27 protein-coding genes are annotated in these 26,218 nt (G+C 63.4%); 14 read left to right on the plus strand and 13 right to left on the minus strand.

Translation table 11 applies throughout. The features are described from left to right. Window positions 1-10: 10 nt before the first annotated feature. The 3 genes from ACHWRX_RS07325 to ACHWRX_RS07335 form a co-directional block, all read right to left on the minus strand. A complete protein-coding gene (locus tag ACHWRX_RS07325) occupies window positions 11-1,165 on the minus strand; it encodes an oligosaccharide flippase family protein (RefSeq protein WP_394658696.1) in 1,155 nt (384 codons plus the stop codon). A gap of 68 nt (window positions 1,166-1,233) precedes the next feature. Then, a complete protein-coding gene (locus tag ACHWRX_RS07330) occupies window positions 1,234-2,229 on the minus strand; it encodes a putative phage abortive infection protein (protein WP_394658713.1) in 996 nt (331 codons plus the stop codon). Window positions 2,230-2,427: 198 nt separating this feature from the next. Continuing rightward, a complete protein-coding gene (locus ACHWRX_RS07335; RefSeq protein ID WP_288418163.1) occupies window positions 2,428-3,480 on the minus strand; it encodes a ribonucleotide-diphosphate reductase subunit beta in 1,053 nt (350 codons plus the stop codon). Window positions 3,481-3,821: 341 nt separating this feature from the next. Here ACHWRX_RS07335 and ACHWRX_RS07340 point away from each other — a divergent pair, with 341 nt between their 5' ends. Beyond that, window positions 3,822-4,394: a DUF2171 domain-containing protein gene (locus ACHWRX_RS07340; protein ID WP_394658697.1), complete on the plus strand. Its 573-nt coding sequence runs from the start codon at window positions 3,822-3,824 to the stop codon at window positions 4,392-4,394. 46 nt (window positions 4,395-4,440) lie between these two features. On the opposite strand, the gene ACHWRX_RS07345 is transcribed toward ACHWRX_RS07340, so the two are convergent. Continuing rightward, on the minus strand, window positions 4,441-4,818 hold the full coding sequence (locus ACHWRX_RS07345) for a DUF4440 domain-containing protein (RefSeq protein ID WP_394658698.1): 378 nt from the start codon (window positions 4,816-4,818) through the stop codon (window positions 4,441-4,443). A 179-nt stretch (window positions 4,819-4,997) separates the two neighbouring features. Here ACHWRX_RS07345 and ACHWRX_RS07350 point away from each other — a divergent pair, with 179 nt between their 5' ends. Then, entirely contained in the window at window positions 4,998-5,225 is a 228-nt protein-coding gene (locus tag ACHWRX_RS07350; RefSeq protein WP_058736201.1) for a DUF2171 domain-containing protein, read from the plus strand. 127 nt (window positions 5,226-5,352) lie between these two features. On the opposite strand, the gene ACHWRX_RS07355 is transcribed toward ACHWRX_RS07350, so the two are convergent. The 3 genes from ACHWRX_RS07355 to ACHWRX_RS07365 form a co-directional block, all read right to left on the minus strand. After that, window positions 5,353-5,532, minus strand: coding sequence for a hypothetical protein (locus ACHWRX_RS07355; RefSeq protein WP_394658699.1), 180 nt, complete (start codon window positions 5,530-5,532; stop codon window positions 5,353-5,355). A 39-nt stretch (window positions 5,533-5,571) separates the two neighbouring features. Then, window positions 5,572-6,660, minus strand: coding sequence for a DUF1440 domain-containing protein (locus ACHWRX_RS07360; protein ID WP_288487322.1), 1,089 nt, complete (start codon window positions 6,658-6,660; stop codon window positions 5,572-5,574). Window positions 6,661-6,889: 229 nt separating this feature from the next. After that, window positions 6,890-8,872, minus strand: a complete 1,983-nt coding sequence (locus ACHWRX_RS07365; RefSeq protein ID WP_394658700.1) for a ribonucleoside-diphosphate reductase subunit alpha — start codon at window positions 8,870-8,872, stop codon at window positions 6,890-6,892. A 464-nt stretch (window positions 8,873-9,336) separates the two neighbouring features. Between ACHWRX_RS07365 and ACHWRX_RS07370 the strand changes: the two genes are divergently transcribed. Beyond that, a complete protein-coding gene (locus ACHWRX_RS07370; protein WP_394658701.1) occupies window positions 9,337-9,579 on the plus strand; it encodes a GlsB/YeaQ/YmgE family stress response membrane protein in 243 nt (80 codons plus the stop codon). A 64-nt stretch (window positions 9,580-9,643) separates the two neighbouring features. Here the strand turns inward: ACHWRX_RS07370 and nadB are convergent, their stop codons facing one another. Then, window positions 9,644-11,248 (minus strand): L-aspartate oxidase, encoded by a 1,605-nt coding sequence (nadB, locus tag ACHWRX_RS07375; RefSeq protein ID WP_394658702.1) that lies wholly within the window; start codon window positions 11,246-11,248, stop codon window positions 9,644-9,646. Window positions 11,249-11,616: 368 nt separating this feature from the next. Continuing rightward, window positions 11,617-12,561, minus strand: coding sequence for an ABC transporter ATP-binding protein (locus ACHWRX_RS07380; RefSeq protein ID WP_394658703.1), 945 nt, complete (start codon window positions 12,559-12,561; stop codon window positions 11,617-11,619). 93 nt (window positions 12,562-12,654) lie between these two features. Here ACHWRX_RS07380 and ACHWRX_RS07385 point away from each other — a divergent pair, with 93 nt between their 5' ends. The 8 genes from ACHWRX_RS07385 to ACHWRX_RS07420 all read left to right on the plus strand — a co-directional run bounded on the left by ACHWRX_RS07385 (window position 12,655) and on the right by ACHWRX_RS07420 (window position 19,089). Then, window positions 12,655-12,915, plus strand: a complete 261-nt coding sequence (locus ACHWRX_RS07385; RefSeq protein WP_288485586.1) for a zinc-finger domain-containing protein — start codon at window positions 12,655-12,657, stop codon at window positions 12,913-12,915. Window positions 12,916-12,981: 66 nt separating this feature from the next. After that, complete coding sequence (tldD, locus tag ACHWRX_RS07390; RefSeq protein ID WP_183615470.1) at window positions 12,982-14,409, plus strand: metalloprotease TldD; 1,428 nt, start codon at window positions 12,982-12,984, stop codon at window positions 14,407-14,409. A 109-nt stretch (window positions 14,410-14,518) separates the two neighbouring features. Beyond that, entirely contained in the window at window positions 14,519-14,932 is a 414-nt protein-coding gene (locus ACHWRX_RS07395) for a hypothetical protein (protein ID WP_288418186.1), read from the plus strand. Window positions 14,933-14,976: 44 nt separating this feature from the next. Continuing rightward, window positions 14,977-15,372 carry a DoxX family protein gene (locus ACHWRX_RS07400; RefSeq protein WP_058736208.1) on the plus strand — a complete coding sequence of 132 codons (396 nt, stop codon included), beginning with the start codon at window positions 14,977-14,979 and terminating at the stop codon, window positions 15,370-15,372. A gap of 41 nt (window positions 15,373-15,413) precedes the next feature. Then, the gene (locus ACHWRX_RS07405) at window positions 15,414-17,468 is read left to right on the plus strand and encodes a TonB-dependent receptor plug domain-containing protein (RefSeq protein WP_394658704.1); all 2,055 of its coding nucleotides are present in this window, start codon (window positions 15,414-15,416) and stop codon (window positions 17,466-17,468) included. Between the two features lie 29 nt (window positions 17,469-17,497). Continuing rightward, window positions 17,498-18,010 carry a (2Fe-2S)-binding protein gene (locus ACHWRX_RS07410; RefSeq protein WP_394658705.1) on the plus strand — a complete coding sequence of 171 codons (513 nt, stop codon included), beginning with the start codon at window positions 17,498-17,500 and terminating at the stop codon, window positions 18,008-18,010. Then, window positions 18,007-18,351 carry an arsenate reductase family protein gene (locus tag ACHWRX_RS07415; protein WP_394658706.1) on the plus strand — a complete coding sequence of 115 codons (345 nt, stop codon included), beginning with the start codon at window positions 18,007-18,009 and terminating at the stop codon, window positions 18,349-18,351. The genes ACHWRX_RS07410 and ACHWRX_RS07415 overlap by 4 nt, the downstream gene beginning before the upstream one ends. Before the next feature lie 99 nt (window positions 18,352-18,450). Continuing rightward, window positions 18,451-19,089 (plus strand): class I SAM-dependent methyltransferase, encoded by a 639-nt coding sequence (locus ACHWRX_RS07420; RefSeq protein WP_394658707.1) that lies wholly within the window; start codon window positions 18,451-18,453, stop codon window positions 19,087-19,089. A gap of 82 nt (window positions 19,090-19,171) precedes the next feature. Here ACHWRX_RS07420 and ACHWRX_RS07425 read toward each other — a convergent pair whose 3' ends face one another. Then, window positions 19,172-19,984 carry a hypothetical protein gene (locus tag ACHWRX_RS07425; protein ID WP_394658708.1) on the minus strand — a complete coding sequence of 271 codons (813 nt, stop codon included), beginning with the start codon at window positions 19,982-19,984 and terminating at the stop codon, window positions 19,172-19,174. A 99-nt stretch (window positions 19,985-20,083) separates the two neighbouring features. On the opposite strand from ACHWRX_RS07425, the gene lipB reads away from it, so the two are divergent. Then, window positions 20,084-20,776, plus strand: coding sequence for a lipoyl(octanoyl) transferase LipB (lipB, locus tag ACHWRX_RS07430; protein WP_394658709.1), 693 nt, complete (start codon window positions 20,084-20,086; stop codon window positions 20,774-20,776). Then, window positions 20,776-21,045, plus strand: a complete 270-nt coding sequence (locus ACHWRX_RS07435) for a hypothetical protein (RefSeq protein ID WP_394658710.1) — start codon at window positions 20,776-20,778, stop codon at window positions 21,043-21,045. The genes lipB and ACHWRX_RS07435 overlap by 1 nt, the downstream gene beginning before the upstream one ends. Window positions 21,046-21,136: 91 nt before the next feature. Here the strand turns inward: ACHWRX_RS07435 and ACHWRX_RS07440 are convergent, their stop codons facing one another. After that, window positions 21,137-22,330 carry an N-acetyltransferase gene (locus ACHWRX_RS07440; RefSeq protein ID WP_288418181.1) on the minus strand — a complete coding sequence of 398 codons (1,194 nt, stop codon included), beginning with the start codon at window positions 22,328-22,330 and terminating at the stop codon, window positions 21,137-21,139. 151 nt (window positions 22,331-22,481) lie between these two features. Here ACHWRX_RS07440 and ACHWRX_RS07445 point away from each other — a divergent pair, with 151 nt between their 5' ends. Then, complete coding sequence (locus ACHWRX_RS07445; protein WP_394658711.1) at window positions 22,482-23,582, plus strand: fatty acid desaturase family protein; 1,101 nt, start codon at window positions 22,482-22,484, stop codon at window positions 23,580-23,582. Window positions 23,583-23,609: 27 nt separating this feature from the next. Here ACHWRX_RS07445 and lptG read toward each other — a convergent pair whose 3' ends face one another. Next, a complete protein-coding gene (gene lptG / locus ACHWRX_RS07450) occupies window positions 23,610-24,707 on the minus strand; it encodes an LPS export ABC transporter permease LptG (RefSeq protein WP_394658712.1) in 1,098 nt (365 codons plus the stop codon). Window position 24,708: 1 nt separating this feature from the next. After that, the gene (locus ACHWRX_RS07455) at window positions 24,709-25,968 is read right to left on the minus strand and encodes an LptF/LptG family permease (RefSeq protein WP_288418183.1); all 1,260 of its coding nucleotides are present in this window, start codon (window positions 25,966-25,968) and stop codon (window positions 24,709-24,711) included. Window positions 25,969-26,218: the final 250 nt, after the last annotated feature.

Raw genomic sequence — 26,218 nt, forward strand, 5'->3', positions numbered from 1 at the left:
CTTCCATCAACTAGGCGTTTGCCCGGAGAATGCCGCGTGCCGTGCGCAAGTTGCACACAAGCTGACACCGAACCGGCTGCGTCGACCAGACGACGCCTCCACGCGACAAACGCCATGGTGCGAGACAGTGCGCCTCGTTCAAGGAGGACAGCATGGCGATCCAGCCGCCGATCAGCAGTAGGCACAGCATCCAACCCGCCTCGGCATAGCGGTTGCCGTAGAGGATGTGCACCGCCCAGTCCGACCAAGCCATGACGGTGGCGATGCCCACCAGCACCAGCAGCAGGAAGTTGCGCCGTGTCTGCGCCAGTTCGCGCCGAGCGGGCGACCCGGGCTCCAACTCGTTCTGGTGCTTTGCTACAAAGGGAAACACGATCTGGAACGCCAGCCGCCCGGCCACCGTGTTGGGCAAGTCAGAGATCGCACGGGCCAGGCCATAGACGCCCAGCGTCGCCAGCGGCACCACGCGCCCCAGGAACAGCCGGTCGACATAGATCGCCGCGTAGAAGGACAGCGAGGAGAGCATGATCCACTTGCTGAAGTGGAAAATCGCGGGCGCATGCACCTTGTCCAGCAGCAGCCGGTGGCGCGGGTGGGGCATCAGGTACGTCATCGCCGAGCGGGCCGCGATCGAGAGCAGGATACCCAGCACCGGCGCCCACACATTGCGCAAGCTCAACGCCAGCACCAAGGTGATGACAAGGCCCACCGCCTCCGCGCTCAGTTCGAACAGGTTGCGCGCCTTCACGTCCAGCCGCTTGGCCGCGCTGAAGATCGAGGTGGACATCAGCGAATTGAGGAACGGCGCGGCGCTCACCACCGCCAGGATCGCCCAGTCGATCCGATAGAACCGCGCCAGCACCGGCGTCAGCGCCAGACAGGCGAGCGAGACCAGCAACCCGCGCACGACCTGCAGAGTCCAGAGCGAATTGAGGAACCGCTCGTCCTCGCCATGCGGACTGTGGACGACATTCTGCTCCGGCCCGAGGTCGGTCAGCAGATCACACCCGGTGCGGATCGCCTGCGCAATCACGACCACGCCCAGGATCTCCGGCCCCAGCAACCGCGAGAGCACGATATTGCTGCCAAACCGGATCGACGCCGACGCGGCATACGTCCCGATCGTCCAGAGCGACTTGCTGGCAATGGAGGATTTGGCGGTCATAAAAGAGTTTATCGCCCTTCAAGAGAGGTGTTTAATTAGATTGCGTCGGTCAATTGACCGGAAGCAATCTAAAACCGCTCTAGAGGCTGCACCCACGGTCCGCCAATGTCGGTGTTTAATCCGTTTGCAAGAAGATGTTCGCGAAAAGCGTCCTTTGCACTGACGTTCCGTTTTTCTCTTTGTTTAAATTCCGGGTTAATGAAGTCTTCTGCCTGCGACCTTGAGGTCAACGCTTGTTTTCCTACCCGGTCTAAAATCATGTCTCGCTCTAGTTTTCCCAAAGCATCAGCCTCAAACCCCAAATTGTGGAGCATAGAGTAATTTCTTATTAGCTCGGTAAACTTTATACGGCCTTCACCAGAAATGGTATTGTAGCCAAGCAGGAGAAGTTGAGAATTGGTGCACGCTGCCCGGAGTACCCGAGCAAAACGCTGCTTGTCAGACTCTTGTGATTCATGAACGTACAGCAGAATATGGTACACTTGCCGAAAATAGTGGCCAAGATCATCTTTGTATTCTTCAAAAAAGTCCTCATACGTCTTTAGGGCTAAGCCCTCGAATTTTAGCCCATTATAGCACAAGCAATCTTTTGCTCGTTCCTGTATGAATATTCGAAGCTCTTGAGCAAGCTCATAAAATGCTTTCTGCCCGCTTCGTGTTGCAACGACTTGCTCGATCAGTACGCCACTGCCCTCATTAACTCTTTCAATTATGATGTAGTCTGTGTCTTGGACGACTTGCTGAAGACGATCCATCATGCTCGTGAACGTTGATATGAATACACTCCGTCGTGTTGCGGACCGCTGCTCAGAAAGAGCAAGTATGGCGCCGACAGCAGCAAGGGAAGCCATCAACGCAGATATAGAACCAAATGAGTCACCCAGAGACGCTGTGTTCTTGAGCGCATTTTCATTTAGACTAGACGAGAAGCCAGTAAACCATTTAGATTGTATAAGGTAAAACGCAAGGCACCAAGATGCCACGGGCACTGCGAACCAAATATAGCTAATTCGACTTTTCAGGCTCTTTATTAGATGCCGAAACAATGCCCCCAGTTTTTCCATCACGAACTACAACCTTTCCCTCATATGTATGCCACCCTCCCTTCAGCGAAGTCGCGGAATAGTAAGTTGTAGTTATATTAGGCGAAGGCTGTGCGACGAGCCCCGACCTTCGCACGCCGTAAGTCTTAGCCAAACTGCCTTTGCCGCTCTTTTTCTTTTCCAACTCACTAAACCCCGCAAATACGACCAGCTCTCCACTCACTCCGCCGCGACGCTCTCGCCGAATAGGCCCGGCACCAGTTCCACTTCGTCGTTGGCTTCTTCGCCCGTCCGGGCCTTGCGGCGGGAGTCGAAGTTGCTCCACACGTCGCCCCAGTTGCCGCGGGTGGCGCCCTTGGAATATTCGGTGGCGCGGGTTTCGAAGAAGTTGGCGTGCTCCACGCCGTTCAGCAGCGGCTGCAGCCAGGGCAGCGGGTGGTCTTCGATCATGTAGATCTCGGGCAGGCCGAGCTGGCCCAGGCGCCAATCGGCGATGTAGCGGATGTAGCGCTTGATCTCCTTGGCGCTCATGCCGGGGACCGGGCCCTGCTCGAACGCCAGATCGATGAAAGCGTCTTCCAGACGCACCGTCTTCTGGCAGCAATCGATGATGTCTTCCTTCACCGCCTTGGTCAGGCAGCCGCGCTCCTTGGTGAAGGTGTGGAACAGCTTGGTGATGCCTTCGCAGTGCAGGCTTTCATCACGCACGGACCAGCTGACGATCTGCCCCATGCCCTTCATCTTGTTGAAGCGCGGGAAGTTCATCAGCATCGCGAAGCTGGCGAACAGCTGCAGCCCCTCGGTGAAGCCACCGAACATGGCCAGCGTGCGGGCGATATCCTCGTCCGTATCGACGCCGAAGGTGTGCAGGTAATCGTGCTTGGCCTTCAGCTCCTCATATTCCAGGAACATGCCGTACTCGCTCTCGGGCATGCCGATGGTGTCGAGCAGGTGGCTGTAGGCGGCGATATGCACCGTCTCCATATTGGAGAAGGCGGCCAGCATCATCTTGATCTCGGTGGGCTTGAAGACGCGGGCGTATTTCTCGTGGTAGCAATCCTGCACCTCCACATCGGCCTGCGTGAAGAAGCGGAAGATCTGGGTCAGCAGGTTGCGCTCATGATCCGAAATCTTTTGCGCCCAGTCGCGGCAATCCTCACCCAGCGGCACTTCCTCAGGCATCCAGTGGATCTGCTGCTGGCGCTTCCACATGTCGTAGGCCCAGGGATACTCGAAGGGCTTGTAGGTCTTGCGGGCTTCGAGAAGAGGCATGGCGGATACTCCGGCAAAGGCAATGAGCGGCGGCGAGGGCGACACCAGCCGCCCCGCAGCCGAAGACGCGCGCGATCACGCAGCGCCATGGCATTGCCAGGAAGATAAGCATTTTGCGGCAAATTTGGAGGTACAGAATCGGAACGAAATGCGTTGTCCACAGACGCGTGGTGCAGATATCTTGTGGTCATCGCCCATTTCACCCGCAAGGTCTTGTATCCGCTGCGGCGTGCGGAATGCGCGACGGGCATTTCCTTTGCCATGGAACCGCCCGGTGCGGCCATTCATTGTTGCGGGAAAGGCCGCAAGCTTTCGCGGCATGACATACCGGAGCAGGCCCCTTGTCGGACTCATCGAAAAATCAGTCGCAAAGCCAATCGCAGACCTCGGGCGGGGGCGCTTCCATCGCGGAACCGGGCAGGCCCGATGCCACTTCGCCCTATCGCGGCCCCGACGATGCCCCGCACGACGAGAAGCGGCCCGAAACCGTGGTGGAGGGCGAAGGGCCCCAGAGTATGGAGCAGCCCTACTTTTCCGAGGCGCAATCGACTTTGGGCGCAAATGCTCCTGCCGGGCGCACCGGCGATCCTTTCACCCAGCCGGAGGATGCGATCGGCACCGTTCCCCCGCCTTCTCGCGCCGAGCAGCAGCCGCAACGGTCCGGCACGCAGGAACCGGCCAGTTTCGCCACGCCCGAAGGCACGGTTCGCGAGGGCATGGCGGTTGTCGATAATTACGGCCACACCCTAGGCTACGTGGCGGGGGTGGATGGCGAGCGGCTGCGCCTGACGTCCACCGACCCTCATGATGACGGCGTGGCCTTCCTGCCCGTCAGCCTGATCGACGGGATCGACGGTGAGCGCGTACTGCTGGCCGGGCGGGGCGACGCCTCATTCGGCCAAGCCGCAGACTGAAGGAGGTTCCCCTCTCTCCCGCCAGGCGAGAGAGGGGGATAATACGTCAGGCCTTCTCGTCGGGATCGGCGACTATCACGCCCAGCGGCGTTTGCTGGTGCTGCACAACGTCCCACTCTTCGTGCGACAAACGGCGCAAGGTGCTGGTGCATATTGCGTGATAGGTCTTGTCTCCGCGCTTTGCCTTCACGCGATAGGCGATAACGATCAGCCCTTCCTGCGGGCGGCTGACCTGTGTTTCGGCAAAGTTCACTTCCTCCCAACGCGGAGTGTCCTTCACCGCCGCGGTGGCTTGGTCTCCTGTGTAGAGATAAGGTTCGGCCGGTAGCGCCATGACGCAATCCTTGCTGACGCGCTGTTCGTAAACCTCGGCGCCGCCGGCCCATAATTCCTTTTCAAACGTCCAGATGCGATCGTCTTCCACGCGCGTACTCCTCAATGTGTCCTGGCTAGAACAGAAGAAATAGCGTCGGTGATCGTAACGGTTCCCTGCCCCCGAGGACACGCCGCGAAGCGTTTCTCCAATGCGGCAAAATTACGGAACGAAGAAGACTCAGTTCCGTTCTCTATTCGTAAGCAACGACACGATACAGGAACGCCTTCATGTTTGAGAAGCTTCGTATTAAAGAGCACATGGAAATCGCCGATAATTCGGGTCAGCATATCGGGACTGTCGATGAAGTGGTCGACGACCGCATCAAGCTGACCAAGAGCGATAGCTCTGATGGTGCACATCACTTCATCGCGATCGATCAGATCGACCGGATTGATGACAACCGCATATACCTGAAGCAGGGTACGCCCGTTCCGATGGGCGTGGGTCAGGCCTGAGCCACTTGATCTTATAACGAGTTTCCCACGGCGGACCTCCCCCTCCCCCTCTTCCGCCGTGCGATGGCCCCGGTGTCCGATAGGACGCCGGGGCATTTTCGTATCGGATCAGAGCGAGAGACGTGTGTCAGCGGCGGCGAAACGGCAGACGATCGCGCAGTTTGCGCCAGTTAAAGATCGCGAAACCGCTACCGAACACACCGCCTGCCGTCAGCACTACTTTCAGGATCAGGCCAACGATACCCGTCAGCGCCCCGATAGTGACGCCCCAAAACAGCTGAGACAGAACGACGACAAGAGTGCCCATAGCCACTCCATCGTCGCCGCACCGAAAAGAAGCAAGGTTTTACGCAGCCAGATCAGGGCGATGCTGCGCTTCCCGCTGGCTTTCGCGCAGCGCGGCATAGCCCGCCAGCGCTGCCGAGCCGGCAATCGAAAGAGCATCCTCCAGGAATGCGACCGGCGCATCACGCCCTACGGCGCGAGCCAGCACCATGCGCGCGCGATAGCTGATGTACGTCCCTAGCAGCGCGCCGGCAGCCCCAAGGCCGGCCGCGACCAGCGCGCGCCCGGGCCGTGCCGCCGCCGCGCCTGACAAGGCACCGCCGATCAACCGGCCCGCCACGCCCGGTGCCGCGATACGGGCCGGGGTATTGGGCTGCTTGTCCGCCACATACTCCCCAATCGCCGCCGCGCTCATGATCGCGCCAGTCCACTTCGAAGTGAGGAACGAGAGGGGCGTTCCCTGCAAGCCCAAACCCTGGCTGGCGGCGGCGATGGTCACGGCGGCGGGTGGAGTGAACGTGCGCTGGCCATTGGCGAGGCCCAGCAACAGCGGCACCGAAACATCCGCCAACGTGATGCCCGATCGCGCCCCGGCGCTTTCCAGCAAGACCGGCTTGCGCTTGCGCAAACTCTTGCGCACCGCTTCGGTGACGATGCCGAAGACCGCGTGCGAAGCGAAGCCGTAAAGGTGGGTGCGCAAGGTGTAGCGCAACGGCGGCTTGGCGAATCCCAGCAGAGGCACCGCCAACTGATCGATCAGCAGCGCCGATACGAGGCCGAAGGCCAGACCGCGTCCGCGCGTGACGCCGGGCACCTTTTCCGCCAGCGCACCATAAGCCGCGCCGGTGAGGGTGCCGAAGACATAGTGGACCGCCTGCCCTCCGGCCTCACGATCGGCCCGGCGCAAGCGCGTCGTACCGACCAGCCTGGCGGCACGCAGGGCGGCCTGTTCGGTGGCGGGCGGATTGGAACCCTTGGGCTGGAAGAACGCGGCGGAATAGGTTTGGAACACCTCCATCACCGCCGACCCGGCCAGACCGGCAACAGCCCCCGCCGCCGCGCCCTCGGCCAGGGTTACGGTGATGTCGACGGCTTGGCGCTTTTGTACGGCGGTATCGGTTCCGGCCACGCCGGTGGTTTGCTGAAGCATGATCTCGTCCAATCCTGAGCCGCGCGATGGCGCGGTGGTTTAAGGTAGGGACGAACGACGCGGGTGCTTGGTTCCGCGTAACCCTTGGATCATCGCCGATCATGCCGGCCATAACGGCCAAATGCCCTCCCCCACCGATCAAATCGGCCGGGAAGGGCATTCGCGGTGGCAACTCGGATTGGGTGATGGCCTGTATCGGCGACAGGCCATCCTTATCGGCAGGCGATCATTATTGGCAGGCGAGGCACTCGTCGTAATCGGTGGTCTCGCCGATCGCGAACTTGGGGGCCTCGGGGGTATTGTCCGCCTCGACGCCGCCAGCGAACCCGGCGCGCTGGACCGACTTCGAGCGCAGATAGTACAGCGACTTGATCCCGCGCTCCCACGCCTGGAAGTGCAGCATCATCAGGTCCCACTTGTCGACGTCTGCCGGGATATAGAGGTTGAGCGACTGGGCCTGGTCGATATACGGCGTGCGATCCGCCGCGAATTCCAGCAGCCAGCGCTGGTCGATCTCGAAGCTGGTCTTGTAGACCGCCTTTTCCTCAGGCGAGAGGAAGTCGAGGTGCTGTACGGAGCCGCCATGCTCCAGGATGGAATTCCACACATTGTTGGAATCCTTGCTTTTCGAAGCCAGCAGCTTTTCCAGATACGGGTTCTTAACCACGAAGCTGCCCGAAAGCGTCTTGTGGGTGTAAATGTTGGCCGGGATCGGCTCGATGCAGGCGGAGGTGCCGCCGCAGATGATGCTGATCGACGCGGTGGGCGCGATCGCCATCTTGCAGCTGAAGCGCTCCATCACGCCGACGTCGGCGGCATCGGGGCACGGCCCACGCTCATTCGCCAGCAGCATCGAGGCTTCGTTGGCCTTCTGGTTGATGTACTGGAACATCTGCATGTTCAGCGCCTTGGCCATCGCGCTTTCGAAGGCGATGCCCTTCTTCTGCAGGTACGAGTGGAAGCCCATCACGCCCATGCCGACCGAACGCTCACGCGCGGCTGAGTATTTGGCGCGCGCCATCTCGTCCGGCGCCCGATCGATATAATCCTGCAAGACGTTGTCGAGGAAACGCAGCACGTCTTCCACGAAGCGCTTGTCGGCGCGCCATTCCTCCCAGGTTTCCAGGTTGAGCGAGGAGAGACAGCACACCGCGGTGCGATCGTTGCCCAGGTGATCACGGCCCGTAGGCAGCGTGATCTCGGAACACAGGTTCGAGGTGGAAACCTTGAGCCCCAGCTCGCGATGGTGGCGCGGCATCATGCGGTTCACCGTATCGGAGAACACGATATAGGGCTCACCGGTCGCGAGGCGCGTCTCGACCAGCTTCTGGAAGAGCGAGCGCGCGTCCACCTTCCCGCGCACCGAACCGTCCTTGGGGCTACGCAACGCGAACTCGTCGCCATTGCGCACGGCTTCCATGAACTCGTCGGTCAGCAGCACGCCGTGGTGCAGGTTGAGCGCCTTGCGGTTGAAATCGCCCGAAGGCTTGCGGATTTCCAGGAACTCCTCGATCTCGGGGTGCGAGACATCGAGGTAGCAGGCCGCCGAGCCGCGGCGCAGCGAACCCTGGCTGATCGCCAGCGTCAGCGAATCCATCACACGGACGAAGGGAATGATGCCGCTGGTCTTGCCGTTCAGGCCGACCGGCTCACCAATGCCACGCACCGCACCCCAATAGGTGCCGATGCCGCCGCCACGCGAGGCGAGCCAGACGTTCTCGTTCCAAGTGGCGACGATGCCTTCCAGGCTGTCATCGACTGAGTTCAGGTAGCACGAGATCGGCAGGCCGCGACCGGTTCCGCCGTTCGACAGCACCGGCGTCGCGGGCATGAACCACAGCTTCGAGATGTAATCGTAAAGCCGCTGGGCGTGGTCCTGATCGTCGGCATAGGCATCGGCCACACGCGCGAAGAGATCTTGGTATTTCTCGCCCGGCAGCAGGTAGCGATCGTCCAGCGTATCCTTGCCGAATTCCGTCAGCAGCGAATCACGCGTATCGTCAGTGGTGATGGTGAAGCGGCGATCATTGATCGTCTTGGAATCGCTGACCTTCTTCGCGGGTACATCCTTCACGGGCGCGGCCGTCACCGCTTCTTCGGTCGGGCGCGGCCCCTTACCCGAACTCGTGGCCGTCTTTTCGACAAACGGCATTACGGTCTGATCGGCATCCACGGTATCTATCTGCCCTTCGCTGCCCGGTCTGAAGTCCACGTTGCGTCCCCTGTAAGCCAATCTCATCGGCCTTGCGGCGGGCCATCCTCAATTCCGTCACAGCTTGGCTTTACCGTTCTTGAGACGCTGCACCGATGGTGCTTCGCTCTAAGCGCGAGAGACCCTGCTTAACTAGGTATTGAGGGCTCCTCCTGCAAAGAACCACAACCCATAGTGCGCGTTTCGCGAATCGACGGCAAGAGGGGCTTTCGAACCGCCTCCTCATAGCGAAGCTGCGCGACTCCTTCGCGCAGACAGGCTGCAAGGGGCAAATCGCGAAATCGGACTAAATCTTTTTCCACATTTACGCGCGCCGAACCGAATCATGTTTGCGACCAATCGCCCCATGTCTTCCCTCAAGCGATCGGCGGAGCAAATTGGTATGGTGCCCTCGCAACCGCAAAGAAGATGCTGCGTTTTCGACAGCATCTTCGGGGATCATCGACGTGGAAGGGCCTTAGCTCATGATCAACATCATCAGCGCCATCATCAGCGGCCTGATCATCGGCGTGCTGGCACGCTTTTTCTATCCTGGCTCGGTCAACATGGGCTGGATCGCCACGATTCTGCTGGGCATCGGCGGCTCGCTCATCGCGGGACTGGTCGCAAGCCGGGGTTCCGGGGACTTCAACCGGGCCGGCTGCCTCGCCTCCGTGATCGGCGCGATCGTGCTGATCTTCCTTGGCCGGGTGTTCGGGATCAGCTGAGCGCCATCACTCCCTACCTCCGCTCGTGTCGAGCGGAGTAGGATAGGGACAGCGCGCAGTGCACTTACGGAACCAGCACCGTGTCCCGGGCCTCTGCCGCCGTTTCGGGATAATCCAGCGTGTAGTGCAGCCCCCGGCTTTCGTGCCGTTTGAGCGCCGAGCACACGATGAGATCGGCGCTTTGCAGCAGGTTGCGCAACTCGATCAGGTCGGTCGAGACGCGGAAGTGGCGGTAATATTCCTCGATCTCGTCGTTCAGCAGCTTGATGCGGTGCGCGGCCCGTTCCAGCCGCTTGGTGGTGCGCACGATGCCCACATAGTTCCACATGAATCGGCGGATTTCCGTCCAGTTCTGCTTGATCACCACTTCCTCGTCAGCCTCGATGACGCGGCTTTCGTCCCACGCTCGAACCGGCGGCGGGGCATCGAAGGCGTCCCATTGCGCCAGGATATGCGCGGCGGCCGCCTCGCCGAAGACGAAGCATTCCAGCAGCGAGTTCGAGGCCAGGCGATTGGCCCCGTGCAAGCCGCTTTCGGTGCATTCGCCCGCGGCGTAGAGGCCGGGCAGATCGGTCTTGCCGTTCATGTCGATCAGGATGCCGCCGCAGGTGTAATGCTGGGCAGGCACCACCGGGATCGGCTGGCGCGTCATGTCCAGACCCAGGCCCAGCAGCTTTTCGTAGATCGTCGGGAAATGCTCGCGCACGAACTCGGGCGGCTGGTGGCTGATATCCAGGTGGACGTAATCCAGGCCGAAGCGCTTGATCTCCGAATCGATCGCGCGCGCCACCACGTCACGCGGGGCCAGCTCCAGCCGCTCGGGATCGTAGAACGTCATGAAGCGCTTGCCGGTGCGCGGATTGATCAGCCGCCCGCCTTCGCCCCGCACCGCCTCGGTGATGAGGAAGTTCTTCACGTCCAGATTGTAGAGGCAGGTCGGATGGAACTGCATCATCTCCATGTTGGAGACTCGCGCTCCTGCGCGCCACGCCATGGCGATGCCGTCCCCGGTCGCGCCGCGTGGGGCGGTGCTGAACTGATAGACGCGCCCCGCGCCGCCGGTGGCAAGGATCGTGGCCCGCGCGGTATGCGCCTCCACCTGGCCGGTTTCCTGATTTAACGCGTAGACGCCCCAGACCCGGCCAGAGCCTGAATAGCGCTGCTCATGCCGCCCGGTGATAAGATCGATGCAGGCGAGGCCCGGCAGCAGGGTGATGTTGGGATTGGCCTGCGCCGCTTTCAGCAGCGCGGCCTGCACTGCCCAGCCGGTGGCATCGTCGACATGGACGATCCTTCGGTGCGAGTGGCCCCCCTCACGAGTCAGATGCAGCGAATTGCCGTCCGTGTTGAACGGCACCCCCAGTTCCGCCAGCCGCTCGATCGCATGGGGCGCGCGCTCGATCACGAATTCCACCGTCTCCAGGCGGTTGAGCCCGGCCCCGGCCACCATCGTATCGCGGATATGGTCTTCGAAGGTATCGCCCGCATCGAGCACAGCGGCGATGCCGCCCTGTGCCCATGCGGTGGAGCCGCCGGTCAGCTCGCCCTTGGCCAGCACCAGCACTTTTAGCGTCTGCGCAAGCGCCAGCGCCGCCGTCAGCCCGGCCGCGCCAGAGCCGACGATGATCACGTCATAAGCCGGCTCCGTGGCCGCATTCAGGTCATCCATGCCGCCTCCTTGCCGCCATCGCGGGGCACCCGCAATCTTTTGTGACGGGCAATGATGCCGATTGCGCGCCTTGCCCAAGAGGGATAAGTATTATCACCTACTGTACGGGTGCCGTGGGGGCCGCACCGGTATTGCGCGGTATCGTGATACTTCCTTGGGGGGGAGCCGTCTGAAAGGCGGAAGGGATGAACGTATGGTTCTGAAGCGAATCCTGTGCCTGTTTGACCGACACAACCCCAAACGATCGACCGCCCATTGGGACGGGCTGAGCTACGTCGGCGAATGCCGCCGTTGCGGCCGGGCCATTCGCCGTCGCTCGCGCGGCAACTGGAAGAACGACACCGGGGCGGTATCGCCGGTATCTCCAGTCAAGCCGTCTGACCCTCACTCGTCAGGCTGACGAACACGTCTTCCAGATCGGCTTCGCGCGTCGTGACGTCGACGATGGCAAAGCCCTGCGCCTGCACGGACGCCAGCACTTGCCCGGCGTTGCTGCGGTCCTTGTTGTACGTGATCGCGATGGTGCGCTCACCGGTCTTTTCGCTCTTGATGAAAGCGGCGTCGACCGGCAGTTGGCCGAGATCCCGGTCCAGCGTCAGTTCCACCACCTTTTCCCGCGCCATGCCGACCAGTTCACGCGTGGGCTTGTTGGCGATGCACTCGCCATGGTTGATGATGGCGATCTGATCGCACAGCTCTTCTGCTTCCTCCAGGTAATGCGTGGTGAGGACGATGGTGACGCCCTCACGGTTCATTTGGGTCACGAGTTCCCACAGCTGGCGACGCAGCTCCACGTCGACACCGGCGGTCGGCTCGTCCAGCACCAGCACGGGCGGCTGATGGACCAGGGCCTTGGCGATCAGCAGCCGTCGCTTCATCCCGCCAGACAATGTGCGGGCATAGGCATTGCGCTTGTCTGCCAAATGGACCGCGCGCAGCAGCTCTTCGGAGCGGCGCAGGTGCTGGGTGATGCCGTAAAGCCCCGCCTGGATCTCCAGCACCTCGAACGGCGTGAAGAACGGGTCGAACACGATTTCCTGCGGCACGATCCCGATCGACCGCTTGGCATTGCGCATGTTCTGATCGATATCGAAGCCCCAGATGTCGATCGATCCGGACGTCTTTTTGACAAGGCCCGCCATGATGTTGATCAGCGTGGACTTGCCCGCGCCGTTGGGGCCGAGCAGGCCGAAAATCTTGCCGACCGGCACGTCGAAGCTGACGCCCTTCAGCGCCAGTTTACCCTCGCCCCCGCCCACCGGGGCGTAGCGCTTCACGACATCGCGGATGGAAATGGCGGGTTGATCGGTCATGCGCGGCATTTGGGGCAGGATCGCGCCGGGGTAAAGACCTGCCGCCGCATTCCCTCTGGCAAAGCCGCGACGCCCTTGGTAATCGCGCCAACCATGACCAACCCGCCCGAGACCGTCTACACCGACAAGCGCCGCGTATTCTGTGACGGCGCGACCGACATCCGCGCCGGTGCGGCGCTGGGCCATCCGCGTGTCTATCTGGAAATCGACCAGAAGGGCTATGTCGAATGCGGCTATTGCGATCGCCGCTTCGTGCTGAAGGGCGCGGCCACCCACGAGCGTGAGCGCACCGAAGTGTTTCCGGGCGATCTGGATGAGTTCGGCGCCAGCGCGAGCACCAGCAGCAATCCGTAACGATCGCGCATCCGCAACGAAGCGGGTGCTGGCGCAATCCACGCGGGTGCTTATATCTGCCGGCATATGGCATTCGCACCCGATCCCCGCTCGCTCCTTTACCGCCCCGGCCAACTCACCCCGGAAGACGCCCAGGCCCTCGCCGCCGAGACGTTGAAGGCGTGTGACGATGGCGAACTGTACCTGCAATTCATCGCCTCCGAGGCGTTCGGCTTCGACGACGGACGGCTGAAAACCTGCGACTATTCGCGCGATGCGGGCTTCGGCCTGCGTGGCGTTTCGGGCGAGATGACCGGATTCGCCCACGCCAACGACATCAGCGCCGCCGCGATCCGCCGCGCGGGTGAGACGCTGAAGCTGCTGGACCCGGCCACCGGTATCCGCCCGGCACCGCCCCGCGCCAGCAATCGCCATCTCTACACTGACGCATCCCCGCTCGACCTGGTGCCCTTCGCCGAAAAGGTGAAGCTGCTGGAGACGGTGGACGCTGCCGCCCGCGCCCGCGATCCGCGCGTGGCGCAAGTGTCCTGCTCGATCACCGGCAGCTGGTCCGTGGTCGAGATCGTGCGGGCGGATGGCTTTGTCGCCACCGACGTGCGCCCGCTGGTGCGCCTGTCGATCTCGATCGTCGCCGAAAGCAACGGCCGTCGCGAAACCGGCACGTTCGGCATGGGCGGTCGCTGGCTCTATGATGATCTGTTCGATCCCAAGAACTGGAACCGCGGCATCGATATCGCGCTGAACCAAGCCCTGGTGAACCTGGAAAGCGTGGATGCTCCGGCCGGAGAGATGACGGTGCTGTGCGCACCGGGCTGGCCCGGCGTCCTGCTGCACGAAGCGGTGGGCCACGGCCTGGAAGGCGATTTCAACCGCAAGGGCACCAGCGCCTTTTCTGGCCGCATCGGCGAGCGAGTCGCGGCACCGGGCGTCACCGTGGTGGACGATGGCTCGATCGTGAACCGGCGCGGATCGCTATCGATCGATGACGAAGGCACTCCTACCCAGGAAACAGTGCTGATCGAGGACGGCATCCTCAAAGGCTATATGCAGGATCGGCTGAATGCCCGCCTGATGGGCGTAGAGCCGACCGGCAACGGCCGCCGCGAAAGCTATGCCCACGTGCCGATGCCGCGCATGACCAACACCTTCATGAAGGGCGGCAACGACGATCCGGCGGAACTGCTGAGCCGCATCAAGAACGGCATCTACGCCAAGAGCTTTGGCGGCGGTCAGGTCGATATCGTTTCGGGCAAGTTCGTATTCTCCTGCACCGAGGCCTACAAGGTGGAGAATGGCAAGCTGGGCGCACCGATCAAGGGCGCAACGCTGATCGGCGATGGGCCGTCGGTCCTCACCCGCGTCACCGGCATCGGCAACGACATGGCGCTGGACGAAGGCGTGGGCGTCTGCGGCAAGGGCGGGCAGAGCGTGCCTGCGGGCGTCGGGCAGCCCACTTTGCTGATCGAGGGGCTGACCGTGGGCGGAACGGCCTGATCCAGCTGAACCGGCGGATCCATCCGGCGATCTTGTGCGTTACTTTTCAGCACTGGTTCAGCGCGAGCCGGCTATTGGTCGCGTGAAGAACACCGAACAAGAGGTCGCAATGAAAAAGCAATCAAGCGCGGCGATCGTACTGGCCGCCATTTCCGCCACTATTGTAGCCGCCCCTCCTGCTGTTGCTCGGGACCGGCTGACGGGTGAGGCGCAACTGGCCAAGATGCTCGACGGGCGGGAGCCGGGCAAGCCGGTGAACTGCTTGCCGCTGGGCCAGTCCAGCGAACAGCGCATCATCGATAAGACGGCGATCGTCTATCGCTATGGCAGCACGTTGTATGTCAACCGGCCCAGCAATCCCGAGTCGCTGGACAATGACGATATCATGGTGACCAAGCCCCTGAACGGCCAGCTTTGCAGCGTCGATACCGTGACGCTGATTGATCGCAACTCGCGGTTCTATAGCGGTTTCGTCGGCCTGCAGCAGTTCGTGCCATACAAGAAGGTGGCATCGGCGCGTTGAGCCTGATCGGCGTTCCGGAGCCGAGGAGCCGAAAGTGGGGACGCTTGATCCTGGCCGCCGTCTATGGCGCGGCGGGGATCATCCATCTGGCGCGGCCTGCTCCCTTCCTCGCGATCACGCCAGACTGGGTGCCCGCGCCTGACGTCGTCATCGCGCTGACCGGAATGGCGGAGATCGCCGGTGCTATCGGCTTGGTGCAGACACGCTCCCTGCTGTTGCGGCGCGCGGCGGGATGGGGCTTGGCGCTATATGCTTTGTGCGTGTGGCCGGCGAACTACCACCACATGCAACTGGACATGGCGCGGCCCGGTCATGGCCTGGGCCTGGCCTATCACGTCCCCCGATTGCTGGCCCAGCCGCTGATCATCGGGTGGGCGTTGTGGGCCAGCGGCGTGATCGCGCATTTGCGCGCCACGCGCAAATCCTCCCCGCTTCGCTGAAAGCACAAGACGCGCGATAGCTGTCGGCCTAGGGAGCGCCGATGCGCGCCTCCTTGCGAACCGTCTTACGGTCACCTTCTGGTCCCGCCTGGATCGGCGCGATCATTACACTCGCACTGCCATGCCCGGCCGCCGCGCAACCGGCCCGGCCCACAGGTGAGCCTTATCCCATAACCGTCATCGGGCGCGGCCTGTCCGATACGCCCGCCACGCCCGCTTACGATACGACCGTGCTGGAGCGCGATGCCATCGCCGCCAGTGCTTCGGGCCGAATCGAGGATGTGCTGGCCTCCGTCGCCGGGTTCTCTCAGTTCCGCCGGTCTGACAGTCGCTCCGCCAACCCGTCCAATCAAGGCGCGACGCTGCGCGCGCTGGGTGGCAATGCCTCAAGCCGCGCGCTGGTCCTGCTGGACGGCGTGCCGGTGGCCAACCCGTTCTTCGGCTACATTCCGTTCAGCGCACTCGCGCCGCAGCGGCTGGGGCGGGTCCGGGTCACGCGCGGCGGGGGTGCAGGCGCATTCGGGGCGGGCGCGGTATCGGGCACGATCGAGCTGGAAAGCGGCTCTCCCGACACGCTGGGCCCACTGACGGCTGAAGCACTGGTTGACCAGCGTGGCGAGACGCAGGCCGCCCTCACCGTCGCGCCGCAACTGGGGCAAGGCTTTGCCGTCGCCAGCGTGCAATGGGATCGCGGCAAGGGCTTCTGGACCACGCCATCGGGCCAGCGCACTCCCGCCAGCGTCCGCGCCGGATTCGAAAGCTGGTCAGCCGCATTGCGCGCCGTCGCACCTCTGGACGCGACCACGGAAATGCAGGCATTCCTCCTGGCCTATGACGATCAGCGCACCCTGCGCTTTGCCGGCGCCGATTCGCGCTCCAGCGGCCAGCAAGCCAGTCTGCGCCTGGTAGGCCGGGGTGCCTGGGCGTTCGATGTGCTGGGCTATGTCCAGACGCAGGATTTTGCCAACATCGTCATCAGCAGCACCAGCTTTCGCAAGACGCTGGACCAGGTGAAGACGCCATCCACCGGCTACGGCGGCAAGATCGAACTGCGCCCGCCCCTGGCCCGCAACCACATGACCCGGCTCGGCGCCGACCTGCGGGTGGCGGAAGGCGCGCTTTACGAGGAACCGTTCAGTGCGCAAACGGGCCTTCGCACCGCCCTGCGCCGTGCAGGTGGCCGAAACACAGATATAGGCCTCTACGCCGAAGACGATTGGACAATCGGCCGCCTGACCTTGACCGCAGGCGCACGCGCCGATCGCTGGCGGATCGACAACGGCTTCTTCCGCGAGATCGCCGCATCCGGCCGCATGACGACGGACAACCGCTATGCCGATCGCGCCGGTTGGACCAGCAATTTTCGCGGAGGTGCGGTGTGGCGCGTGGCCGATGCGATCAGCGTCCGGGCTGCCGCTTATACCGGTTTTCGCCAGCCGACGCTGAACGAACTGTACCGTCCCTTCGTGGTCTTCCCGATCACCACGCAGGCGAACGCCGCGCTGAAGAACGAAAAGCTGGAAGGTTATGAGGCAGGTTTGGAGCTGCGGCCTTCAGCTGGCCTGGCCCTGACGGTGACGGCGTTTGACAACCGGCTAAAGGACGCCATCGCTAACGTCACCCTCTCTCCTACCACGCGCCAGCGCCGCAATGTCGATGCGATTCGCGCGCGCGGCCTGGAGCTTGGTGCGCGAGGTGCGTGGGGTGCGTTCTCGCTGGAGGCCAGCTTGTCCTGGACGGACGCCAAGGTAGATGCGAGCGGACCGTCCGCCGCGCTTGACGGCCTGCGCCCCGCGCAAGTGCCGCGCCTTGCCGCCAGCGGCACGCTCGGCTGGCAACCTGCCGCTGGCTGGCGGTTGAGCAGCACCGTTCGCCACGTTGGCCGACAGTACGAGGATGATCTGCAGACCGACGTGCTTCCCGCCGTCACCACCGTGGACGGGGTGGTGCAGGTGCCACTACGGCCCGGGGTCAGTCTGTTGCTGCGCGCCGAAAACCTGCTGGACGCGCGCATCGTCACCCGCAACCAGGCCGGGTCGATCGACCTGGGCGCGCCGCGCACCATCTGGGGCGGGCTGAAGGTCGGCTTGCGTTAGCGGCGCACCTTTCGGTAAAGCCTCGGCCGATGCCTCGCCTGACCGTCAACGATCGTGCGATCGAGATCGACCTTGATCCGGTCACGCCCCTTCTGTGGGGCCTGCGCGATGCTGCCAATCTGACGGGCACGAAATACGGCTGCGGTGTGGGCGATTGCGGGGCGTGCATGGTGCTGATCGACGGAGAGGCGCGGCGATCCTGCCTGGTCAGCCTGGCCGAGTGCGAAGGCCGCGCCGTCACCACCATCGAAGGCCTGTCACGCGATCGTTCGCATCCCGTGCAGCGGGCGATGGTGGCGGAGCAGGCGATCCAGTGCGGCTTTTGCACGCCGGGCATCGTCATCGCCGCCGCCGGACTGCTGGCGCGAAACGCCAATCCGTCCGATGCGCAGATCAAGGCGGCGATACCCAACTTGTGCCGCTGCGGCGTCTACCCCCGATTGCTGCGCGTCGTGCAGCAGGCCGGCCGCGCCATGCGGGGCAACGCCGCTGCCGGCGCCGCTCCAGTCACCATCATACCATCCGAAGGAACCCCTCGATGAAGGCCACGATCTGGCACAATCCCAGCTGCGGCACCTCGCGCAAGACCCTGGCGATCCTGCGGGAAACGCCCGATGTCGAAGTGACGGTGGTGGAATATCTCAAGACGCCGCCCAGCGTGGACAAGCTGGCGCAGCTCTACCGCGATGCCGGGCTCACCCCGCAAGCCGGGCTGCGCACCCGCGGGACCGACGCGGTGGAGCGCGGCTTGCCCGAAGCCGACGACCAGACGGTGCTTGCCGCCATGGCGCAAGAACCCATCCTGATCGAACGCCCTCTGGTGGAAACCGAAAAAGGCGTGCGGCTTTGTCGCCCGCAGGACAAGGTCCACGAGATACTCTGAGCGCTCCGCCAAGGCGCGCTCCCTTGCCAAGACGGGATGAATCTGCCACCGCGCCGGTTCGATATAAAAAGCCATGACAGCCTGAGAGCCGCCTCCAGCATGACCAGTTCAGAGCTCGCCCGCGAGGCGCTGCCACAGAAAATCGTGCGCAAGATCAAGCATTCGCTCGGTCCTTGGGGCGTTTTCCTTGAAGGTTTCATCCGCCATCCGGTGATGGTCGGATCGATCATCCCCTCCTCGCGCTTCACCATCGCCAAGATGCTGAGCCGAGTGAAGTGGGACGAGTGCAAGCTGTTCGTGGAATATGGCCCCGGCGTCGGCACGTTCTGCCGCCCGGTACTCGATCGCCTGCCGCGCGATGGCGCGCTGATCGTGATCGATACGAACCCGCTGTTCATCGATTACCTGCGCCGCACCATCACCGACAGCCGCTTCACCGCCGTGCTGGGCTCGGCAGCGGATGTGGAAGAGATCATTCGAGCGCAAGGCCATGATCATGCGGACTACGTGCTGTCCGGCCTGCCCTTCTCCACCCTGCCCGAAGGTGTCGGCCCGGCCATCGCCGCCGCCACCCACCGCGTGATTCGCCCGGGCGGCGCGTTTCTGGTCTACCAGTTCACCTCCCGCGCGCGCGATTTCATGGCCCGCCATTTCACGCGGATCGACAACGACTTCGAGCTGCTGAACGTGATGCCCTGCTTCCTGTTCTGGGGCTGGAAGGACGAAGGAGCCGCCTGACCATCGCCCCCCGCCTAGCGCGGAAAGGCCAGGCTGGTTTCATCCGCAGGCTGCATTTGCAGGGAGCCCCGTTCAGGCTCCGTCATTCGAATGGCTTTTGCACGCCGGTTTCATCACCACCGAGTTGGCGATGGACCGCGGCGATGATCGCCACGAAATACATCTGCGCCACACCCGTGATGACGGAGGAGACCAGCGCGTTGCCGATCTCGGCCGTCGTAGCGCTGCCCAGCATTTGCAGCGGCAAGCCGATGAACAGGTTGACGATCATCAGCACCACGCCCGCCGCCAGGAAAAACAGGGCGTAGAAGGCCAACAGGCGCCAAGCGTTGCCACTGGTCAGCCGCCAGGACCGGCGCAGGGCCCGCAGCGGATTGCGCTCTCCCTCGATCGCGACGACGGCCCCCGACAACGAAACCCTTAACAGCACGACGGCGAACAGCAGCAGGACGAGCAGCACCCCCGCGGCGGCGATCGTGACGACGCCGCTCAGGGCGAGGACCGTAATGATCGCGACGCCGACCACGCCCAGCCCCAAACCGAGCAGAATCAGCCCGCCAAGATAGGCCGGCAAGCCTGCCACACCCAGCCGCAGCGCTTCTCCCACGGTCGGCCGCGCGGCGTGGCGCAACAGGATGAGCAACGCCAGCGTGCCCAGCGCCTGGCAGATCGCCAGCGGTATCATCGCCGGCAGCGCAGTGGCGTAATAGCTTTGCACCAGAGCTACGATCTGCTGCTCGCTCATCCCCACGGTGGGCTCGGGCTGGGGGAAGAACAGCGCCAGCACCAGTTGCGGCAGCAGGAAGAACACGCCTGCCAGCGCCAGGGCCGCATCGCGATTGCGCGATATGTCACGGTTGGCGTCCTTCCAGGCGCGGTTGCTGTCGAGCTTCATCGTCATCTCCGGGTGGTCGGACGTCCGCTCTAGGCCCGGGCGCGGACGGAAGAAAGACCCCCTTGATAAGCGCAGCGATTGCGGCCACGCAAAGGCGGTATGACGGCCGTTCCCCCCACCACTGCCAGCGACCTTGAACTGCGCATCGCCGCGCGCCCGGTGCCTTACCGGGAAGCGCTGGCGGAGATGACGGCGCGCAATGCCGCGATCGCAGATGGTGAGGCGCAGGATCTGATCTGGCTGCTGGAGCACCCGCCGGTGTATACCGCCGGCACCAGCGCGGCGGCGGCCGAATTGCTCGATCCGCGCTTCGAAGTGGTCGAAGCCGGGCGCGGCGGGCGCTATACCTATCACGGCCCCGGCCAGCGCATCGGCTATGTCGTGATGGATTTGCGCAAGCGCGCGCGCGACGTGCGTGGTTTTGTGCACGGGCTGGAAGGCTGGGTGATCCGCACTCTGGAAGAGTTCGGGCTCGAGAGCTTCCGTAGCGAAGGGCGCATCGGCATCTGGACTCAGGACATCGACGGGCGTGAGGCGAAGATCGGCGCCATCGGCGTGCGCATCCGCCGCTGGGTGACGATGCACGGCTTTTCTGTGAACCTCAGCCCCGATCTTTCGCATTTCAGCGGCATCGTGCCCTGCGGTATCGAGGAGTTCGGCGTGACCAGTCTGGAACGGCTGGGCCGCAAGGTGTCGGCAGAGGCGTGGGACCAGGCCTTGCTGGCGCAGATGCCCGCTTTCCTGGAAGCGTTGGACAAGGCCTGCCCGCCCACAAGCAAAGGAACCGCATGATGAAGGCGAGATCGGGATTCGTCCTGGTGGCGGCAGCGACGCTGGCCGCTTGCGGTAGCAAGGACGAGACAAAGCAGGCTGGCGCATCGTTCGGGCAAGTCCTGCCGGGCTCGGCCAGCGACGCGATGCTGCCCTACGATACCGCCACCTCCGCGCCGCCGCTGGCGCCGCCGACGTATGAGGCCGAAACCGGTTCGGCGCGCAAGGCCGGCTCTGGAACGCCTGCCACACCCACCGAAGATATCGCGCCTGAGGCTGTGCCGACCTAGGGAGCGCGCCTTCCAACGCCGGTCCGGGAGACCACCCGATCTGTCGAAAGGGATCTGTCCAAGGATGGCGGAAGCGCTTGGAGCGGCCCCGTTACAGCGCCTTTTCGTAGATCCGGTATTCGCGGTTGATCTTGCTGTCGATGGAGTCGGCGATCGCCACCATTCCCTGGTTGTCCTCCAGGATCCAGCCGATCTCCGCACGCGTGCCGCGATACTTGGTGACGGCAGCACGGCGGATATATTCGATCATCATGAAGGCCAGCTGGCTGGCCAGGCGCGAGCTTTGCAGCCGCTTGCGCACGCCCATCAGCGGCACGCGCATATCGGCGGGGCGCGGCTTCCTCAGCCATAGCGCCAGCTTGATCCAGCCCAGCAGCGAGGGTTTGCCGTTGCGGCCGTTAATCCGCATCTGCGCCTGGTTGAGGTCCGGCCAGGTCATCATGAACGCCACCGGCTCCCCTTCATACTCGGCGATCCGGATCAGGTCGGGGTGGACCAGCGGCTTCAGTTTCTTGCCGGTGTAGGCGATTTCCTTTTCGGTGAAGGGCACGAAGCCCCAATTGTCCGACCAGGCATCGTTCAGGATGTCGCAGATGATCGCGGCCTCCTTGTCGAAGTCCTTCAACACCACTTCGCGGATGCGGATCTTGGCGTTCTTCTCTCCCGAAGAGATGATGCGCTGGATCAGCGGCGGATAGATCTTGCGGATATCAAGATCATACGTGACCAGCTTTTTCGCCAGCGTGTAGCCTGCGCCTTCCACCCAGGGCTGATAGTCAGCCGAGTGGTGCGCCATCATCACCATCGGCGGGTGCTCGAAGCCCTTCACCTGAAGGCCCGGCTCTTCCCATACCGACAAATTCATCGGCGCCAGCACGCGATGCATGCCCTGCTGCCGCAACCAGCCTTCCGCCGTGGCGATCAGGCTGCGCGCCACCGCCTCGTCATCCGCCTCGATAGCGCCCCAGTTGCCGGTACCCGGACCCATGCCCTTTTCGACCGGCTGGCCCAAAGCCAGTTCATCGATGTGCGCCGAGATGCGGCCGACCACCTTCCCGGCTCGCTTGGCCAGGAACAGCTGGACGCGGGCATGATCGAAGAACGGGTTCTTCCCCGGCGTGAATTTCTCGATCTCTTCCATGCGCAGATTGGCGACCCAGTTGGGATCGCCCGCATTTCGCCGATAAGCGTAATCGACAAAGGCGGCGCGTCCGGCCTTGTCCGACACCGGCTCGATGATTAGGTCGCCCGGGATCGATTGCGCGGTTTGCTGAGCTTCGGCCACGATGCTGCCTTTGTTCCAGGTTAGTTAAGCGGTCGTGCGCGAAGTGCGGCGGTGCCGGGTGGGTTGTCAAGCAAGTGCTGCAGTCCACAGAAACAAAGCAGCAATGCCGCGCAGTTCGCCCAGGCCATCAAGGCATACGGATCTAGAAGACATGAGTGTGTACCAGACCATAGGACCGGCCGAATCGCAGTTGGCAGAGCGCATGGCCTCTCCGGCGGCACCTGCGCGCGTCGCCATCCCGGACGACAAGGACATGCTGCGCGCGGCGGTAGAGCTGACGCGTGACATCTCCACGGCCCGCCCCGCGATCTACTGGACCGACATGCTGGTGTCCGCCGCGGTCGGCTATACCGCTCTGGCGGCGACGATCCTGGCCGATCGCCCGGCGATTGCGGTGCCCTGCGGCCTTGTCGCGGCGCTGGCGCTCTATCGGGCGATGCTGTTCATCCATGAGCTGACCCACATCCACCGCGACGCGCTGCCCGGCTTTCGCACCGCGTGGAACGTGCTGGTCGGCATTCCGCTGCTCACGCCGTCGTTGATGTATGAGGGCGTGCATCAATTGCATCACGCGCGCACCCGATACGGCACCGCGGACGATCCGGAATACCTGCCGCTCGCGCTGATGAAGCCGTGGTCGCTGCCGCTGTTCCTAGTCACCGCGATCCTGCTGCCGCCCGCGCTGTTGGTGCGCTCCGCCGTGCTGGTGCCGCTGGGCGCGGTGATTCCGCCATTGCGCAAGCTGGTGTGGGAACGGCTGTCCTCGCTATCGATCAATCCCGGTTTCCGCCGCCGCCCGCCGGAGGGTGCGGCCAAGCGCATGGTGTTCTGGCAGGAACTGGGCGCCAGCGTCTGGGCGATCACGCTTGTGGCGGCGAGCTTTACCTATGGCTGGCGTCCGCTTCTGATCGCGATGGGTGTGGTTTCGGTGGCCGCGGTGCTGAACCAGCTGCGCACTCTGGTGGCCCACCTGTGGGAGAACGAGGGCGAGGCGATGACCGTCACCGCGCAATACCTCGATTCGGTGAACGTACCGCCGCCCGGGCCGGTCCCCGCTTTGTGGGCTCCGGTGGGCCTGCGCTATCACGCCTTGCACCACCTGCTGCCCAGCATGCCGTACCATTCGCTGGCCGAAGCCCACCGCCGCCTCAGCGCGCACTTGGGCACTGACGGCACTTACGTAAAGGCGAACCATCCGGGGCTGTTCGCGCTCGTCGGCAAGATCGCGCGCAGCACGATGCGGGTGGGGTGACTGCGGGACGGGGAGCGGTAGTGACCGCTATTCCTCGGTCCTGATCAGCACTGTCTCACCGATCAGCAGAAACAGCAGGAACGGAGCCCAGGCCGCCACGAACGGCGGATAGCCGCCGAAATTGCCCATGGCCAAGGCGGCATTGTCGAACACGAAGTAGGCAAAGCCTAACGCCATGCCGATCACCGCGCGGATCAACAGCTGGCCTGAGCGCGCCAGTCCGAACGCGGCGATCGCCCCCAGCAGCGGCATCAGCGCGGCGGAGAGCGGGCCGGAAAGTTTGTGCCACCAGGCCGCCTGAAGGTCCGTGGTGCGCCGGCCCGCCAGCGCCATCGCATCGATCGACTTGGTCAGCGTGAACAGACCCTCGCCATCGGCATCGACACCGCTGATCGCGATCCGTGCGGGTGTGATGCCCTTGGCGACAACGGCCGAACCCATGCGCTGCTGGGTGATCGTCTGCGCGTTGAATTCCACCGGGTTCTCCAGCCGCCATCCCGGATTCGCGTAAGTGGCGCGCGGTGCCCGCAGCTGTTCCACGATCATGCCGCTGCCATCGCGCCGGTAGTAGGTGACTTGCGTCATCACCATGGCGTTGCCCTCACCCGAGAGCGTTCCGGCCAACAAGATATCGCGCCCTTCCGCCAGGTATAGGTTGTTGCGCGCGGTGGAGGTCTTGGGGATCGGGCCATAGTCCACCGCTTCCCAGGCGTTGAGCGCAGCGGTAGCGCGCGTCACCACGCGTTCGTTGAACACGAAGCTGAGGCCGGAGATCGCCAGGGCGGCCGCCACCAGCGGGGCAAGCACCTGATGCGCCGAAAGCCCGGCGGCCTTCATCGAGATGACCTCGCTGTTCTGATTCAAGGTGGCGAGGGTGATGATCGTCGCCAGCAGGACCGAATAGGGCAGGAAGCGCGCCACCAGCTGCGGCAGCCGCATCGACACGTAATACAGCAGCTGCCCCTGCCCGTTGCCGGGGTAGGCCAGAATGTCGCCGCTCTCACCCAGCAGGTCCAGCATTTGCAGGACCAGCACCAGCATGAACAGCACGGCGAAGATCCGCGTCACGAACAGGCGTGCCAGGTAGATCGTCAGCGTGCGCGAGGGGAAGAATTCGAATTGCACGTCAGGCGCCCTCGCTCGGTTGCGCGCTGGTTTGCGGGCCAGGGTCCGGCAGCATGATCGGTCCCTTGCGATGGCGGCGCAGCAGCATCTTGAACCGCTTGGCCACGGTTTCGAAACCCTTCTCCAGCCAGCCGATCGCCTGTCCGCCGGGCACGTAAGCCACGCGGTAATACATCCACAGGATCAGGGCGGCGAGCACCAGAAACGGCCCCCACAGGCCCAGCAGCGGGCTGACTTTGCCCAGTGCGGCGACATCGGCGGCATACTGGTTCACCTTGTGATAGGCGACCACCATCACGATCGACACGAACAGGCCCAGCGAAGAGGTGGATCGCTTGGGCGGGATCGCCAGCGACACCGCCAGGAGTGGCAGCAACAGCATCATCATCACTTCCACCATGCGGAAGTTGAAGTCCGCCTGGCTGGACACGCGCTGCGCTTTGGGCAGGCTCTTGTTCCAGCCGATCGAGAGCAGCTGCGGCAACAGGTATTCGCGCTGTTCCCCATTGGCCCCGCGCGTGCGGAAGCGTTCGATGGCGGGCAGATCGATCGGCAGGTCATGCCGGGTAAAGCTGAGCACGCGGGGCAACTCGCCCGGGACGTCCTGGATGATCTGGCCTTCGGACAAGCGCAGAATGATCGTATCGGGCGCATTCCTCAGCGCTAGGAAGCTGCCCTCCTTGGCGGAGATGGAAAGCACCTGCCCCTTTTTGTCCGCCACGCGCGCGAAAATGCCGATCAGACGGCGGCCATCGTCCTGGCTCTGTTCGATCCGCAAGGCGACGCGATCCTTGAGCGTGGTGAATTCACCCACCTTGATCGCCGCGCCCAGCGCGCCGGATTTCAGCTCGTAATCCAGCTGTTCGTAATAATATCGCGCCAGCGGCTGCAGATAGCCCACGATCGTGAAGTTCAGCAGCGCCAACGTCAGCGCCAAGATATAGGGCACGCGCAGCAGGCGGGTGTAGCTGAGGCCCACCGCGCGCATCACGTCCAGCTCACTGGAAGTGGCCAGCTTGCGGAAGGCGAGCAGGATGCCCAGCATCAGTCCCAGCGGGATCGCAAGGCTTGCGTATTCCGGAAGCAGGTTGGCCAGCATCTTGAAGACGATGCCCACCGGGCCACCCGCCGCCGCCACGAAATCGAACAATCGCAGCATCTTGTCCAGCATCAGCAGCGAGGCCGCGAGCACGAACACGCCCAGCATGGGCATCAGCACAAGGCGCAGGATATAACGATCGATGGCGCTGAAGAATTTCACGAGAGGCTAAGATCACCGGATGGCTGGCCGACCGCCTTACCCGCTACCCGCGTTGCATGAAAGAGGCCGAATTGGGGCGGCTCTCACGGTTCGACACGCAAAAAGGCCCGGCGGTCTGGGGAACACCGCCGGGCCCGGACCCACCGCGAAGGTGGGCTAAGCGTTAGCTACGCCGCTCTTAGCGGAGCAGCGACAGCACGTTCTGCTGGCTCTGGTTCGCCTGCGAAAGCATCGCCGACGAAGCCTGCGA

This window comes from uncultured Novosphingobium sp. (assembly GCF_964277725.1).
Taxonomy (GTDB): domain Bacteria; phylum Pseudomonadota; class Alphaproteobacteria; order Sphingomonadales; family Sphingomonadaceae; genus Novosphingobium; species Novosphingobium fluoreni.